This window comes from Pedobacter sp. 05T44 (genome assembly GCF_056395985.1).
The window spans coordinates 19,024-34,214 of record NZ_JBFTKO010000009.1 but is presented as its reverse complement, the minus strand read 5'-3'; the positions used below and the strand labels follow the sequence as shown (position 1 = coordinate 34,214).

Genomic DNA, 15,191 nt, shown 5'->3' with positions numbered 1-15,191 from the left:
TCCGGATTCTTCGGGTGCTTTAAAATTTAGGTTTAAGGTGTAATCCTGATGGTTATTGTTTTTGGAAGGGCATTAACCGTTCCTTTTTTGGCAACAAGGGTTATTGGATAGTCTCCGGAGCTGGCAAATTTTATTATTGGATGTTGTTCTGTTGTTTCTGCAGGTCCATCCGGTCCGAAGGTCCATTTCCAGCCGTCACTGTTAAGGGAGGTATTGACCAACTGGATTTCCTCCCCCACTATATAGGGATAGGGGTGGTAGGCCAGCATAAATCCTGACCGAGGATCATTAGATGCCATAACAGTTACGGTCTGCTGGTAAACTGCCGACCTTTTGTTTCCATTGATCGCTACCAGTTTTAAATTGTAATCTCCCGCATTATTTAAGATGATATTCGAAGGGGTTTTAGTGCTATAAATGGAATTATTGATTTCCCATTCATAAGTAATTGCGTTCTGGGAGTTATTCACCAATAGCAATGTGGCGGGAGCGTATGATTTATTATCCTTAAAGGAGACAGTAAAATGAGCCAGCGGGCTATCGTCGGGTGAAATAATTATTGTTTTCTTTATTAAGGATTTTTTATTTCCACTAAAGGCAGTAAGCAATACCTCATAGCTGCCCGGAAGTCTAAAGACAATCTTTCCAGGTAAGCGGTCGTTCCCGTAGGATCCGTTGCCAAAGTCCCATTTAAATCTGTCAGCATTGAGGGAGGAGTTGCTAAATACCAGCTCTGCTGGAGCAACCTGGAGACCTGTCCAATCAAAATCCGCAACAGGATCAATGTTGTTGATAATGGGATCTTCTATTTGATTAGGGGTCTTGCAGGATTGGAGGATCAACACAGAGCAGAGTGACAGAAGTCTCATCTTGGAAATTGATTTTTTCATGTTTAGGTTTTATTAGAAATTAATAGAGACGCAATAGTCTTGGTCAGACAATTGCCAATTATTAGTTGGTTCGAGGTGATTGTCCTTACTTATATTTAGTGTCGGTTTTTACTCGTGCTGATAACTTTGTTATTTTTTCGGTTTGTTTTCGAAAACAGAGACTCTTCCATATTCATTTGGCTTGAAATTATTTCCTGTAAATCCCCGCCTGATAAGTTCTTTCTCTATCACTTGCATTACAAACCAATGACTGACAATTAATGTGTTATTTTTATCTTTCCTGATTAATTTGTCGACAAAGCCAATTAACCCGTCTTTGAATTTACGTGTGTCATTGTTGGATATAAAAAAATTAACACGAACAATAATTCCCCATATTATAAACGGCAATTTTAATCTGTTGGATAAACGGCCTAATATTTCCAGTTCTTTTAACTCCTTGACCTCTAAAATTTCCCCAGGGTAGATGTGACTTGCAGTTTTCAATGCCCTGATCATTGGACTTGAATAACAGCGCTCCCAATTTATTTGCAATAGGTCAACTTTTTTATATTCAATATTTATGTTGTTATCATACTCATTAAACCAATTTATTACTTCTGATTTTGAAAGCAATGTTTTTTTTGGGAAGGGGTGTTTTACTTTAAAGTGTCTAACTAAACCTATTTTCATTTTGTATTGAATATCGTTTTGCAATAGCTTGTAAACAAATAATTGAGCCTTTTATTAAGGTTTGTTTCCATCGTTTGTATCGCAAATTTATCGTTGCAGGATGTTTAGTGCAATAACATAATGATGTGGTTTATTTCTGTTAATATTTATCTCAGAACAATTGTAAATCACATCTGAATTGTTCTATTTCAATCTCATCCGGTTAAGGGAGGTGTTGATGAACTAAGATTGGTGAAGCAGTGCCAAGTAAAGTATTCACTGGACACTGTATCAATGTTCTCCGCAGAAATTTTTCATTGAGAACAGCGCGCGTTAATTAGTAGCTCTGATAAGTAAATGTGACTTGTAATTCCCTGGTTGTTGAGCCAATGAAACTTCTCTTGACTGGGTATTTTTCCGAATTGTACTCATACTCATAACGCCTGTCACTGTTTGCTGTAGGGTTATTGTAATCAGTGTAACGTACCCGCATGACATTGTTCTTGCTTAGGCCTTGTGCCTGTTGATTTTTGCCAGGGTTACCTTTGTAGGGGTTTAATTCAATATCATAAAGGTACTCAGACAAATTCTGGATAACACCATTCATTGAATAGGTTTTAGTTGCGGTCAGATTTTCACCTAAGTAGGTGAAAATCTCGTAATACATTGAATTGTTCATGTTGGAAAATGTTGTCATCTTTGATAGCAAATTTCCGCTATACTCGAGGGTTCTCGAAAACGAAAGGGAGGGGGTGCCAATTTCGTCATATTCCATGTAATCCATCTTAACCAGACGATCGTTCGCATGAAAATAATTGATTCTTGCAATTCTTCTGGTGTCACTGCTGATGATTGAATATTCAAGTACTTTGCTTGCATAAAAATATTCCTGGATGATGTTAAGTCCAGTTGTCTCATCCTTGCTTACTTCTTTTTTTAGTAAACCATTATCATTGTAACTACTGGTCTCTAGGATGTAGTGGCCATTTGGATTTAATGTACGTGTGGTATGTAGTCTGGTTTTGGTACTGGGCTTAGGGTCAGGAATAGGTTCGTTTGACGATTTCTTGCATCCGAAAAGCAATGCTGCTACCAGCAGCATAAATGTAATTTTTTTCATTCTTATTAGATCTTTATTTTACAAGACCCCTCTAAATAACAAAAGGTTACAAGACGTAGATATATTTATCAACTTGTACAACCGTTGTACTATAGATTAGCTCGCAGTGTCTTTGCAACTGCTTCACTTTTAGAATTTACCTGGAGCTTATCATAAATTTTTTTGATATGTGAACGCACTGTGTCCATAGATATAAAAAGCTTGTCTGCAATGAGTTTGTAGCTATAACCATCTACCAGTAGGTTCAATACTTCTTGCTCCCGGGCAGAAAGATTGAAGGTTTCGGTTTTTGATTTATGATTTTCAGCGAACATGTTAAGAACCTGGGTGGCAATCGAGGAAGTCATCGGGGCACCACCATTAAGTGCATCCTCAATAAACTCAATTAATCTCGCAGGTGGCGTTTTTTTTAAGATATAACCGTTTGCTCCTGATCGAATGGCTTCAAAGACATTCTGATTGTCATCAAATACAGTTAGCATCAGAACTTTACACTGAAAACCTTTGGCGCGCAAAAGCTTTAAACCTTCAATTCCATTCATAAATGGCATGTCGATATCCATTAGAATCAAATCTGGGTTAGTTTGCTTAACCTCTTCCAAAATATTCGTGCAGTCACCATAGGCTCCTAAAAGCTCATAGCCGGGGGTGCCGTTTAGCAAGATGAATAATACTTCCCTTAGCTGGGTATTATCCTCATATAATAATATCCTGATCATAGTTTCTGCAATTTGTTAATATTTTTTTAACCTTACAATCGCATATTTATGTGGTTTATGTAATTACGGGGTTCTAAACCGAAACTTTCAATACAATCCTGGTCCCTTCCCCCGGGGCAGACTGGATATCTATCGAGCCTTTTAGCATATCGCTTCTTTTGCGCATGTTCATGAGCCCGTTCCCTCGTGAATGACTTTTTAAGTCAAACCCCTTTCCATTGTCAAAAATACTTAAGGTAATCTGAACGCCTTCGTAACGAATGCTTATTCCCACCAAGGTTGCCTCTGAGTATTTTGAAATATTATTTAACGCCTCTTTGAATATCAAAAACAGGTTTCGCCGGCTTTCCATGCCAAGTTTTATATGTTTAATATTATCATTGGCCTCAAAAGAATAACGAATGTTTTGTGGCTCGAGAATGCTTGCCGTATATTCTCGCATTCGGGCTGTGATTTTATGCAACTGGTCATTATCAGGCTTGATACTCCACACAATATCATCCATTGACTCCATCATTTGGGTGCTGTTTTTACCTATCCTCTGTAAATATTGTTTTGCCATTGAGTCTTCTTCAAGCCCTTGTCTGGCCACTTCACTCAGGATATTGATTGAGGTTAAAGTTGAGCCTACATCATCATGCAAATCCCGGGCAACTTTTTCCCTCAACCGATGTACTTCTAAAAGCCTTTTCAACCTCGCCTGGTAAAGTGTGTAAATACTAAAAAGGGCAATAAGGATCAGAATTACCACGAACCACCAGCTTTGATAAAATGCAGGAGAAATACTTATGCCAAGACTGGTAATATCAGAAAATTTACCTTCAGTGTTCTGGGAACGAACCATAAAATTGTATTCTCCAGGCTGTAAAGAAGCAAATGTTGCGCTGAGTCCAGTTTCAGATCTTATCCATTTTTCGCTTGCGCCCTCGAGTTTGTAAAAATATTTGAGTTCATTTCCTCCACCATAAGTAAGCGGCGCAAAAGAAATATTGATAAAATTTTCATCATGTTTTAACTTGATCCTTCCTTGCTTTCCGATGGAATCCATCGACAAATAATGATCGAAGAGCTTAAAGTCTGTGATGGTGACTTTTCTCACCGGAGGGGTGATGTTGAGTTTCACCGGGTCAAAAATAACGAAACTGGATTCTCCGCTGAATGCTATTTTACCGTCTGGTAATTTTAAACCTTGATTCATTAAATTTTCCATATTGGAGGTGTTCAGAAATCCTGCTTTTTTATCAAAAATCTGAAACTCGCCTGTGGTAGAATTGTACCTGCAGATACCGCCTATAGTAGCCATCCATAAGTGACCATTACCATCCGGAACAAGAGAAGTGACTACACCCTGAGGAAGTCCGTTTTGAGTATTAAATTGTTTGATTTTATGTGTTGCCAAATTGAAAAAATCAAGGCCAGACGAACAAGCTATGGCTAAGGTTGAGTCTCCCAAAAAGGCTATGTCAGATACCCTGTTTGTGGTCAGTCCACTTCCATCTTTTTTAGAAATAAGATGTGAACGAACTTTGCCAGAAATGACATCTAGCTCGAAAATGCCATTGCCGGCTGTGGCAACCCAGATGCTGCCTAAAGACCTGGACAAAATTCTGGTTATTGAACTTTTAAGATTGGCTACTAAGGTGAAATCACTCTCGTTTCTTCGGATAAGCAATCCGCCATGTGTTCCAAACCACATTTTTCCATAATTATCATTTGCGAGCGTTCTTATAGTTTGTCCTTTAAATGCAGAAGGGGTTAAAAACACAGATGCGTTTTTTTTAAAATCGAACTCAATCAATCGGCCTGCCTGACAGGCAAGGTAAAGTTTACCTGTTGAGATTTCCTGTTCAACTGCCCATACAAAACTGAAAAAATTATCACCTTTTGGGGTGTTTTTATAAATTGCGTTGATAAGGCTTTTCTCAAGAGCGAGATGCAAAGAACTATCGTACCTATAAACACTTATCTTCGATCCCCAGGAGCTTAAAATTAGTCTGCCATCACTAAGCGCGGTAATATCGCTTAATGGTGCAGTTCCAAAATCAGCAGTGGTAACCGCATTTCGGATATGGTCTCCAATGATTGACATGGTGTACAATCCATTGTCGGTAGCGACCCAGAGATTTTTGTCTCTGTCCCGGAAAATTTGAGTAATATTATTCACTTTAATACCGTAATCAAGATTGTCAGGATTGAAAAAAATCTCGAAGGATTTCGTCTTCTCTTCAAAGAGATTAAAGGTATCAATACCAAATCCCCAGATTAGCCCGTTTTGTTCACTAAACCCCGATAGCTCATTATAGTTGGACTTTGGATTGGGCATTGTAGATATTTTTCTTAACCCTGATAATGGAGTTCCAGGATCGAATAATAAAATGGTGTAAGGTTTGTCTAAAGGCCAGGTGTTAATAAAAAAACGGTCATGTGAATCAATCATAAAATGGGTAACATCCTTTACTGATTTCAAGGCACTTAAAGTGCTCATCTTTGTAGGATTATTGTTCGGAGTATAGAAAACCTTTTTTAAAGGGTCAAAATAGCCTATGCCAGCATATCCACTAACCCATATTTTCCCAGATTTGTCACGCTGAATGCCCGTTGGCTTCCAGCCATCCGGATAGTTGAGGATATTTACGTTTTTTTCAAAACAGTTTTTTCTTCGATTGTATGTTAATATCTCTTTACCAAATATGATCAGGTAAGTGTCCTTCCCATCTTTGAAAAGTTTGACGTTATTCTCTTCAAGTTCAGATACTGTAGAATTTATCGCCGATTCACTAAAGATAAATGTGCGTGTATCCAAAAGTCCAATCCGGTGGCCCATTCTAACAATCAGAACTGCGGAATCATCAGCAGGAAATATCTGATCTACGGGAAGGGATGGTATACCTTTGCCACTTCTTGTACTGATCCGCCTGAAGCGATATCCATCATAACGTTGAAGGCCGTTCTGGGTACCTACCCAAATGAAACCATCAGCTGACTGCGAGACGCAATTCACAAAATTAGTGGAAAGTCCATTGGAAATGCGGTTGAATGAAATTTCAAGTGCTTTGGATTGGCTCGTGCTTACTAAAAGCAAAAATAAGTGAAAGACAAGTCTCAAAGTCGAGCGCACCATAAATGACTTAATTAGTTAATTCAAAAGTGCGCTTTTAAAGATTAAACTGCAAACTGTCAAAAGTGCCCGGATAATATTTTTTGTGATTAAAAAGAATGATTTATGCCTTACAAGCCATGGTTTGATAGTTTTTAGTTAACTAAAAATGATGTACCCAAGCGAAAAATCACCCGAACATGTGATTGTCCCTGGAAGAGAAGGCGGATATTTTTGTGTCAAAAAATATAATATGAAGCTAACTATTAATACACTACTCATTGGTATGCTGCTTTTCAGTGCAGCCTGTAAAAAAGACAAGGAGGAACAAGTACCAGACATAACGACACTTGCAAGTTTTTCTTACAGTACCTTTAATATTCTCAAGGATGCAGCAACTGATGTTGAAATTAGGGAAAATTTCGCCTACCTGACATTTACCAAACAAGGAAACCAGACTGGACTGCCTCATATTTCTTTTCAAATAGATGATTTTAAAGGAGTGGGAGAATATAACCTTTCTTCCGGCAAGATAACGGTTTATGCGGATGAAAAGGGGGATGAGTTTTATTGGAAGAATTTCCATAATCAGTTTAATGAAGAGTTCAAGGGTGAGGGTACAATAAAAGTGACTAGATGCGACACCCAGTTTATTGCCGAACTCAGCGGAAAACTTTTTCATGAAGAGGTTCAGGGATCTGAAGTAATCTTTAAAGAGACATCTTTTCAGGCCAAAACCAATCAAAAAATATTCAAATAATAAAGATGTATTTGATTCAAGAAATCATGCATCCGCTAAGTTTTTTGTAGTTCTTTGGATTGCCACGGATACAAAAACACCTATAAGCCATTCATCAGCAGCCATTATAGCTTTAACCTTTTTTAAGACTTCCTTATTTAGCAAAAGGGAAGTCTGCGGGTAAGCATTTAAGCTTAATAGAATCAGCGCAGAAAGCATCATTAATCTTTTATCATTTTTAAATTCTTTCTGGCAAAGAAAATGTTCTCAATGCATTGGTTACAACATTACAAGTCTTTATTTTAAAATGGTTTGGCCTTACGGGTATTAATGAAAATTAATGCCCAAGGCTTGTAACCAATAAACAAAATTGGTTGTCATCTATAGATAAACCAATCAACTTTTTAATCAATAGGATGGCTGGAAAAAGTAATCGTTTCTTAAAACCGGTCAAATACAAACACAAAAAATGAAAAAGTTTTTTTTAAGCATAATTTTAGGTATGCAAATGGTAACCGTTTTAGCACAGGACTTCAGTTTGACAGGAAAGCTTAGTAACGGCGAGGCAATAATAGATTCTCAACTAGGTATTCAGTTACTCCACAAAGACACAAAAGTAGTTTTAAAACAGGTACTGAGTGATTCTTTGGGCATATTTGTTTTTAAGGCCATTCCCAAAGGACAATATACTATTGTTGTAAAGAGCATAGTCTATAAGCCCCTGCAGATAGATGTCATTCTGAATAAGCATATAGACCTTGGTGTAGTAAAAGTGGAACCTATAAGTAATAATCTTGGAGAGGTTGCAATAAGTTTCATTAAACCACAGGTCGAGCAAAAGGCCGGAAAAACAATTATTAATGTGGCATCAAGCATTAACGCTGCCGGAACTACCGTTCTCGAAGTGCTACAGAAATCTCCAGGAGTTAGTGTTGATGGAAATGGTAACATTAAGCTTCGCGGAAAACAAGGGGTAATGGTGATGATAGATGGAAAGCTTCAACCCTTAAGCGGAGATGATCTTGCCACTTTTTTAAAGGCCATTCCATCTGATCAGGTTGATAAAATCGAGCTGATGGCAAACCCTTCGGCAAAGTATGACGCCTCAGGAAACGCCGGTGTTATTGATATTCGCACAAAAAAAGAAAACAGAAAAGGTACCTATGGGAGTATTGTCGGTAACTTTAACCAAGGTATCTACGCGAGAACCGGAGGAGGATTTGATGTAAGTTACCTGAATCAGAAATTATCCCTCTCTGCGGGATATAACTATTTGAACAGAACCGATTTTCAAGATATTATGCTCAAGAGGGAGTTCTTTCAAGCTGGTATGCGTTCTTCTTTAATTAATTACGATAACAACTTTAAAGTGCAAGCTGCCATTCATGTTGCGCAAGTAGGGGTTGACTATAAAATTTCGCCTTCCTCAACCCTGGGGCTTGCTGGGAAGCTTTATACCAATGATAACTCTCGCATGATAACCAGTCAAAGTCACAGTTATAATACTGCTGGCAATTTAAGCTCAACCTCAGCTACTACTGGTGGCGGAGATTTCAGCCGAAGAAATCCATCGGCCAATATCAACTATCGATATAAACACTCAATATCAGGAGCTTCACTGAACGCTGATGTTGATTACGCTTCTTACCTAACTGATAATCTACAAGACAACAAAACGTCTAGTTTTTTACCTTCTGGCGCACCTTTAAAAGTGCCATATTTACTTTACGGGGATTTATATGGAAAACTGCAGATATTTACCACAAAAGCAGATTACGTCCTGCCTTCAAAGGGCTTTTTAAATAAGATAGAAACTGGGATTAAATCAAGCTACGTCACCTCAGATAATGATGTTTCCTTTTTTGACAGAAGTACCGGTCAGAATATAAAGGATGTAACATTAAGCAATCATTTCATCTATAAAGAGAATATCAATTCTGGCTATATAAGTATTAATCGTAGTGCAAAACGTCTTGATATTCAGTTGGGCCTACGGGCGGAAAATACAAACACAAATACCGTTCAAATGATTGGCAATGTGAATAATAAAAGAAGCTACACACAGCTTTTTCCTAATACCACGATCGATTACAAGCTGTCAGAATCCCAACAGATTGGACTTTCCTTCAGTAAAAGAATCGACAGACCAAGTTACAGGCAGTTAAACCCATTCCGTGTCTACCTGAATGAAACAACATCACAGTCTGGAAATCCCAATCTACTGCCTCAAATTACTTATGCACTAGAGTTGAGTCATACCATATCTGAAAAGTACAGCTTTCGATATGCATTCAGACGAACGCTCAATAATATAATTCCCTTTATTTATCAAGATCCATCAAAGCCTGAGATGGTTATACTCACTGACCGTAACCTGGCGGTCAAGGATTATTATGGAATTGACTTTTCGGCCCCAGTTAAATTTGGGAAGTGGTTTCAGAGCTATAACAATGCAATATTGTTTTATTCGAAATTTAATGGTGCAGTATCGAATTCAAATCTTGACAACTCAATAGTGACTTATAAGTTTAATAGTAACAATACATTTATCTTAACGCCCAGCTTTTCGGCAGAATTTTCCGCCAATTACACTTCACGTGAGCAAGATGGATCTTTTAATTTCTTGCCTGTTTGGGCAGTGGGAGCGGGTTTTCAAAAGCAATTTCTTGCAAAAAAAGCCAGCTTAAAACTTAATGCCACAGATGTGTTCTATAAGCTCAAAACAAGAGGGATTGCCCGTTATGAGGGATATAATGAAACCTTTAATGTTCTAGACAATACGCGCCAGGTGTCTTTGAGCTTTACTTATAGATTTGGAAATTCCGGACTTCAAACTAAGCGTAAATCCGGTTCAGAAGATGAAAAACTACGTGCGAATTAAAATAATAATGGATGAGGTATAATAGAGCTTTGCAATAAATATTGTGAATTTTAGGGAGTTTTCAAAAATTACACTCAAAAGTCAGATTTATAATTTCCAAGTACATAGACACTAACTTTGTATGATGCATTAAATTAATTACAAATGCTTAGTGGCAGCACTTTTAGAGTCATCTTTTTTATCAACTTTTCTAGAACTTAAATTGTACTTTAAGTTAAAATCACCATAATCTGTACAGAATTCTAATCTGCTAAGAATCCAGTTTTGTTGATACTTAAAGGAAATTATATGAAGTTCATTTTTTGAAAACAGGGACAATTCGGGGATAAATGAGTATATTAAGGATAGAATTTAAAAAAAAATCAAGCTGAGAAATCGCTTGAATATGCTTGGGGCCGCATTTTTATTTAGCTGTCAAAAATTTTAGAATATTATTTTTTCGTCCATGCTTGTTATTTCGTGTATTAGATAGGCTTTTTTATTAAATTTTACAGAACCCTATGTTTACTGCAAAGATAAGAAAGGAAAGCCACTAAAAAAGTGGTGTATTTGATATTCAATATAATGATATGTGTAGAAAACGTGAAGAAACGTTAATCTCTCCATTAAACGCTCATCAGTTCAATACGTCAGATCGACAATTCAGCAGATATTTTTGCTACTTCACTCAATAAGTTCAAATGCCAAGCTTTAGCTGCCTGTAATTTTACATCACCAAAATAATAATAGAAGAAAAATGAAAAACATTAAAGATCAAAATGAGATAACCGTTCTTAAGGAAGCCGGTAACAAAAAAACAAAATTTGAATTACAAAGTCGTAGGAAAAAGACGCTTATAGCTCTTTTTCTTTTGGTAACATGCTCACTAACAGTTTCTGCTCAAAAATCAGCTGTATTGAGTGCTCTTTCTAAATATAATATTGATGCCAGTATCCTCAATGCCGACAATATTCAACAGCCTGAGGACTTTGCCTTTGACTTCAAACAGACAACGGTAACTGCAGGCAAGCAAATAGTAACCATAGCTAAATATGATCCGTCTGGCCCAAAGGAAGAACAATGGACTGTAGTTTCCGTAGACGGGAAATCGCCTTCTAAAGGAGATATTAATACCTTCCGTAAAAATCAAAGCAAAGAGGTAAAGTCTACCCAGACAGACGAATCAAGTTACAAGGTTGAGAAGGAATCAGCAGACTACCTGATGATAAGCTACAAAATAGATCAGGCTTCTATTCCAAAGGATGCTGCTTTTATGAAAGACTGTAGATCTTATATGACAATCAATCTCAAAACCAAGAAAATTGAGCAGGTACAAGTGATTAATGAAAAGCCTGTAAGAATCAAGATTCTTAATGCTGAAAAATTTGATCTGGTCATAAAATATACTAAAAATGACCAATCGAAACGTTATCTGCCTGTAAGCCAGGAACTCAATATGTTAGCTAAATTCATTGGACAGGAAGTTACTGTACAGACAATTACGGAATACTCAAACTATACTAAAAAATAATTGGTGTATTAAACCCTGTCGAAAGGTAAAATTTAATATCATGACCTGATGGGTCCTTATAAACTTATATAGGGTCCATCAGGCATTTATTACTTATTAGTAATCTAACCACATTTTAAATAAAGGTGCTTTTGTCCTGCTCACTAGGATATCATCGTCTGTACTATTCTTCACTTTGAGCTTTAACTTACCGTTGAAAAAGTTGTGGACTTTTTCAATTGAATTGACATGAACAATATACTGGCGGTTTATTCTAAAGAAATTTTTAGGTTCTAATTCTTGTTCCAACGCTTCGAGGGTCTGAGGGACGACAACTTTTTCACCATTAAAAAGATTTGCATAATTAATGTTCAAATGAGAATAAAAGAAGGCGATATCCTCCACATTAATTTTTCTATAACCATCTCGATATGGAAGAAAGAAACGCGATCTGTATTCTTTCGGTCGGATTTGGCTTAGTAATTCTTCTATCAAAGGGGATTGCTGGTATGATCTCTGTATTGAGTTCTCAAATTTTATAATGGCAGCTTCGAGCTGATCCTTATCAATCGGCTTCAGCAAGTAGTCTATACTATTATATTTAAATGCCTGGACAGCATATTCGTCATAGGCTGTTGTAAAAATTACCGGGCATTTTACATCCGCCAATTTAAAGACTTCGAAACTTACACCATCTGCCAATTGTATATCCATTAGTATCAGGTCAGGACTCGCATTATCCGCAAGCCAATCCACAGTCTTTTTAACACTGGTCAAAATGCCAAGAATTTCAAATTCTGGTCTTATTTTGAGTAATAATCTTTGTACTCGATCTGAATTAAGTTTTTCATCTTCCAGAATCAATATCTTCTTTATCATATCCATTTGATAAGAGGTACTTTTATTGTAAAAGTTTTGTCGTTTGTCTCTATAATAGGTTTTTTATCTCCTAATAAGGCATAGCGATCAATTATGTTTTTCAAACCCATACCTGTAGAATGAGGTTTATTAATTAATGGCAATATTGTATTAGAAACTATGAGCTCGTCATTGTTATTTGTATATATGTTAATAATCAAAGGATTTTCTTCTTCGGTACGATTATGCTTTATGGCATTTTCAATAAACAGTTGAAGCGTAACAGGGGGGACTAGCAAATCAAGCTTTGACTCATCAATGTCAATCCGAAATATACTTCCTCCTCCCATTCGATTGTTTATGAGAAAAAGATAAGCATCAAGGAATTTGAGTTCTTCGCCTAGGGAGATTAGTTTTTTCTTCGAGTTGATTAACAGATAGCGGTAAACTTTCGCGAAATTCTCTGTATACTCATATCCTAATTGCTGGTCCTTCAATATTAATTCCGAAAGCACGCTAAGATTATTGAAAACAAAATGTGGATCAAGTTGTAATTTAAGAGCCTGCAACTCTATTTCGGCCGCTAATTGCTTGTTTTGGGCTGCCTTTACCTCAAATTCAGCTGCCTTTATAGTAGTAGCTTTCCAATTATTTAATAAAAAATTGCCAGTATTTAGTGCACTGATTATTAAGGCCCATAGTACAATTGAAATAATGGAGTACAATGTTTGTCTTAAACCAATGTGTGGAGATTGAGTGCCAGCAGGTCCCACGATTATCAGATAAATTAATGATAGACAGATGATAAGGAGTAGCACACCCAGAATTTGAAAGAGTGTTTGGGTCAATAGCCGTTTTAAGGGATGAACCATCCATGGGATTTTTTTATTCAATATTCTGTCTATGAATAAACTTAGCTCTAACATGACCACACAAAATGCTAGGTTTATTAGAAGGTCTATTATTAATCTGGAAACAGACATGTCGGCATACTCTTTCCAATAGGAATATGGAAGTATAATAAATAAAGTTGCATACGAGCCCATAAAAGTGAAAACCAGCACCAACAAAGCCTTCGTTTTAATCCTTTTCATTGTGTTAGATATTTTCTCCTGATTATTCACAAAGTTTTGAAGACATGTTGGAGGTACCGCCCATATGGAGAAATGAAAGATTCATTTTTTTAGTGGAAAAAGGACACATTTGAGCCCTATTTAGAGCAAAGATAAGAAAACACCTGTCAAAGATTTTTTATATGTTTACATTAACCAGTTTTTAGATAACCAACTTCACATATAGAAGTAAAATTAAGTAAATGAATTGTTTCAAAAAATGCAGAAAACAGGCTGTCCCATTTCTGGCTATGTTGTTATTGCCTCTTATTGGCCTTTCTCAGAAAACAATTACTTCCTCTAAAACATTTGATCTGCTGATTGGTACTTATACCCGGACTAATGAAAGCAAGGGTATATTGGTTTATCGATTTGATGACGAAAGTGGTAAAATGACCTATTTAAACCAGATCGATGGTGTAGAAAATCCTGCTTTTTTAACAGTAAGCAATGATCTTAAGTTTGTTTATGCGGTTAATTCGAACAAAGTAGGAGAGGTAAGTTCATTTAAATTTGATCGTTCAACTGGTAAGCTGGAATTTATCAATAAGCAATCGTCCTCAGGCGTGGGGCCAGCCCATGTTGCTATAGATAGGGATGGTAAAAATGTATTTGTGTCTAATTATGGGAGTGGTAGTTTAACTGTTTTGCCCATAAATGGCGATGGCTCTTTAGCGCAGGCATCGCAAACGATACAGGATGAGGGAGGGAGTGCGAATAAATTAAGACAGGAGGGGCCGCATGTACACTCGGCGCTATTATCAAAAAATGAGAAAATACTGTTTTATGCTGACCTTGGAACAGATAAGATAAACATTTATAATTACGATAGTAGCAAAAAAATGCCTTTAACGCCTGCCGGACCTGCCTTTGAAAGTGTACAACCTGGTAATGGTCCTCGTCATATGGATTTCTCTCCTGATCAAAAATACCTTTACCTTGTGCAGGAAATGACAGCGATTGTTAATGTATACAGCTGTAATAATGGGAAGTTAACGTTTTTACAAAGTGTTAATATGATGCCAGAAGCCTTTACTGAAAATAGTGCTGCAGATATACATGTATCGCCCAATGGCTTGTTTTTGTATGCATCAAACAGAGGTAATGCCAATAATATAGTAGCTTATGCTATCAATAGAAAGAATGGTAGGTTAACATTTGTTGAACGATACAATGTTGATAAGACGCCAAGAAACTTTGTGATAACGCCGTCTGGCAATTTCATGCTGGTTGCAGCCCAAGATGCCAATAATGTTTCGGTTTATAAAATAAACAAAGCAACCGGAAAATTGACAGGAACATCTGTTAAAATAGACGTTGGGCAGCCTGTATGCTTAAAGTTGGTTCCAGCTGAATAGGATGGTTGGGTCGTCATTTTATTTGATCTGGCAAAGGTCTGCCATTTTGGTAGTTTTTTTATTGATAATATCCACTTTTGACAGGTGATATTATTCCATAAAAATCATTACATTTATACGACAAAGTGATCTGAATATGTTTAAAACAGTTAATTAAGCGTTTCTGGCCTATAGATATATGTGGAAGTATTGAAAATTATGCGTAAATGAATTAGTCAAAGATTGGTAACATTTATGAAATTACGGCAGTTCCAACATCTAATTAATAGTCAATGGC

At 36.8% G+C, this 15,191-nt stretch carries 11 protein-coding genes; 4 read left to right on the top strand and 7 right to left on the bottom strand.

Translation table 11 applies throughout. From position 1 onward, the window contains the following. Positions 1–32: 32 nt before the first annotated feature. From AC1DDK_RS15005 to AC1DDK_RS14985, 5 genes are all read right to left on the bottom strand, one after another. Positions 33–890: a hypothetical protein gene (locus AC1DDK_RS15005; protein WP_337717426.1), complete on the bottom strand. Its 858-nt coding sequence runs from the start codon at positions 888–890 to the stop codon at positions 33–35. Positions 891–1,019: 129 nt separating this feature from the next. Next, on the bottom strand, positions 1,020–1,562 hold the full coding sequence (locus AC1DDK_RS15000) for a histidine phosphatase family protein (protein ID WP_288882600.1): 543 nt from the start codon (positions 1,560–1,562) through the stop codon (positions 1,020–1,022). A 316-nt stretch (positions 1,563–1,878) separates the two neighbouring features. Then, on the bottom strand, positions 1,879–2,661 hold the full coding sequence (locus AC1DDK_RS14995) for a hypothetical protein (protein WP_288882599.1): 783 nt from the start codon (positions 2,659–2,661) through the stop codon (positions 1,879–1,881). Between the two features lie 89 nt (positions 2,662–2,750). Continuing rightward, positions 2,751–3,380: a response regulator gene (locus AC1DDK_RS14990; protein ID WP_288882598.1), complete on the bottom strand. Its 630-nt coding sequence runs from the start codon at positions 3,378–3,380 to the stop codon at positions 2,751–2,753. Between the two features lie 73 nt (positions 3,381–3,453). Next, positions 3,454–6,462 carry a sensor histidine kinase gene (locus tag AC1DDK_RS14985; RefSeq protein WP_288882597.1) on the bottom strand — a complete coding sequence of 1,003 codons (3,009 nt, stop codon included), beginning with the start codon at positions 6,460–6,462 and terminating at the stop codon, positions 3,454–3,456. A 268-nt stretch (positions 6,463–6,730) separates the two neighbouring features. Here AC1DDK_RS14985 and AC1DDK_RS14980 point away from each other — a divergent pair, with 268 nt between their 5' ends. The 3 genes from AC1DDK_RS14980 to AC1DDK_RS14970 all read left to right on the top strand — a co-directional run bounded on the left by AC1DDK_RS14980 (position 6,731) and on the right by AC1DDK_RS14970 (position 11,607). Next, on the top strand, positions 6,731–7,237 hold the full coding sequence (locus AC1DDK_RS14980; protein ID WP_337717428.1) for a hypothetical protein: 507 nt from the start codon (positions 6,731–6,733) through the stop codon (positions 7,235–7,237). Positions 7,238–7,685: 448 nt separating this feature from the next. Continuing rightward, positions 7,686–10,097 (top strand): TonB-dependent receptor, encoded by a 2,412-nt coding sequence (locus tag AC1DDK_RS14975; protein ID WP_337717430.1) that lies wholly within the window; start codon positions 7,686–7,688, stop codon positions 10,095–10,097. 736 nt (positions 10,098–10,833) lie between these two features. Then, positions 10,834–11,607, top strand: a complete 774-nt coding sequence (locus tag AC1DDK_RS14970; protein ID WP_337717432.1) for a hypothetical protein — start codon at positions 10,834–10,836, stop codon at positions 11,605–11,607. 96 nt (positions 11,608–11,703) lie between these two features. Here the strand turns inward: AC1DDK_RS14970 and AC1DDK_RS14965 are convergent, their stop codons facing one another. Together AC1DDK_RS14965 and AC1DDK_RS14960 are read right to left on the bottom strand one after the other, a co-directional pair. Then, positions 11,704–12,465, bottom strand: coding sequence for a LytR/AlgR family response regulator transcription factor (locus AC1DDK_RS14965; RefSeq protein ID WP_048907264.1), 762 nt, complete (start codon positions 12,463–12,465; stop codon positions 11,704–11,706). Further along, the gene (locus tag AC1DDK_RS14960; RefSeq protein WP_337717434.1) at positions 12,462–13,538 is read right to left on the bottom strand and encodes a sensor histidine kinase; all 1,077 of its coding nucleotides are present in this window, start codon (positions 13,536–13,538) and stop codon (positions 12,462–12,464) included. The genes AC1DDK_RS14965 and AC1DDK_RS14960 overlap by 4 nt, the downstream gene beginning before the upstream one ends. Before the next feature lie 221 nt (positions 13,539–13,759). On the opposite strand from AC1DDK_RS14960, the gene AC1DDK_RS14955 reads away from it, so the two are divergent. After that, the gene (locus AC1DDK_RS14955; RefSeq protein WP_337717435.1) at positions 13,760–14,914 is read left to right on the top strand and encodes a lactonase family protein; all 1,155 of its coding nucleotides are present in this window, start codon (positions 13,760–13,762) and stop codon (positions 14,912–14,914) included. Positions 14,915–15,191: the final 277 nt, after the last annotated feature.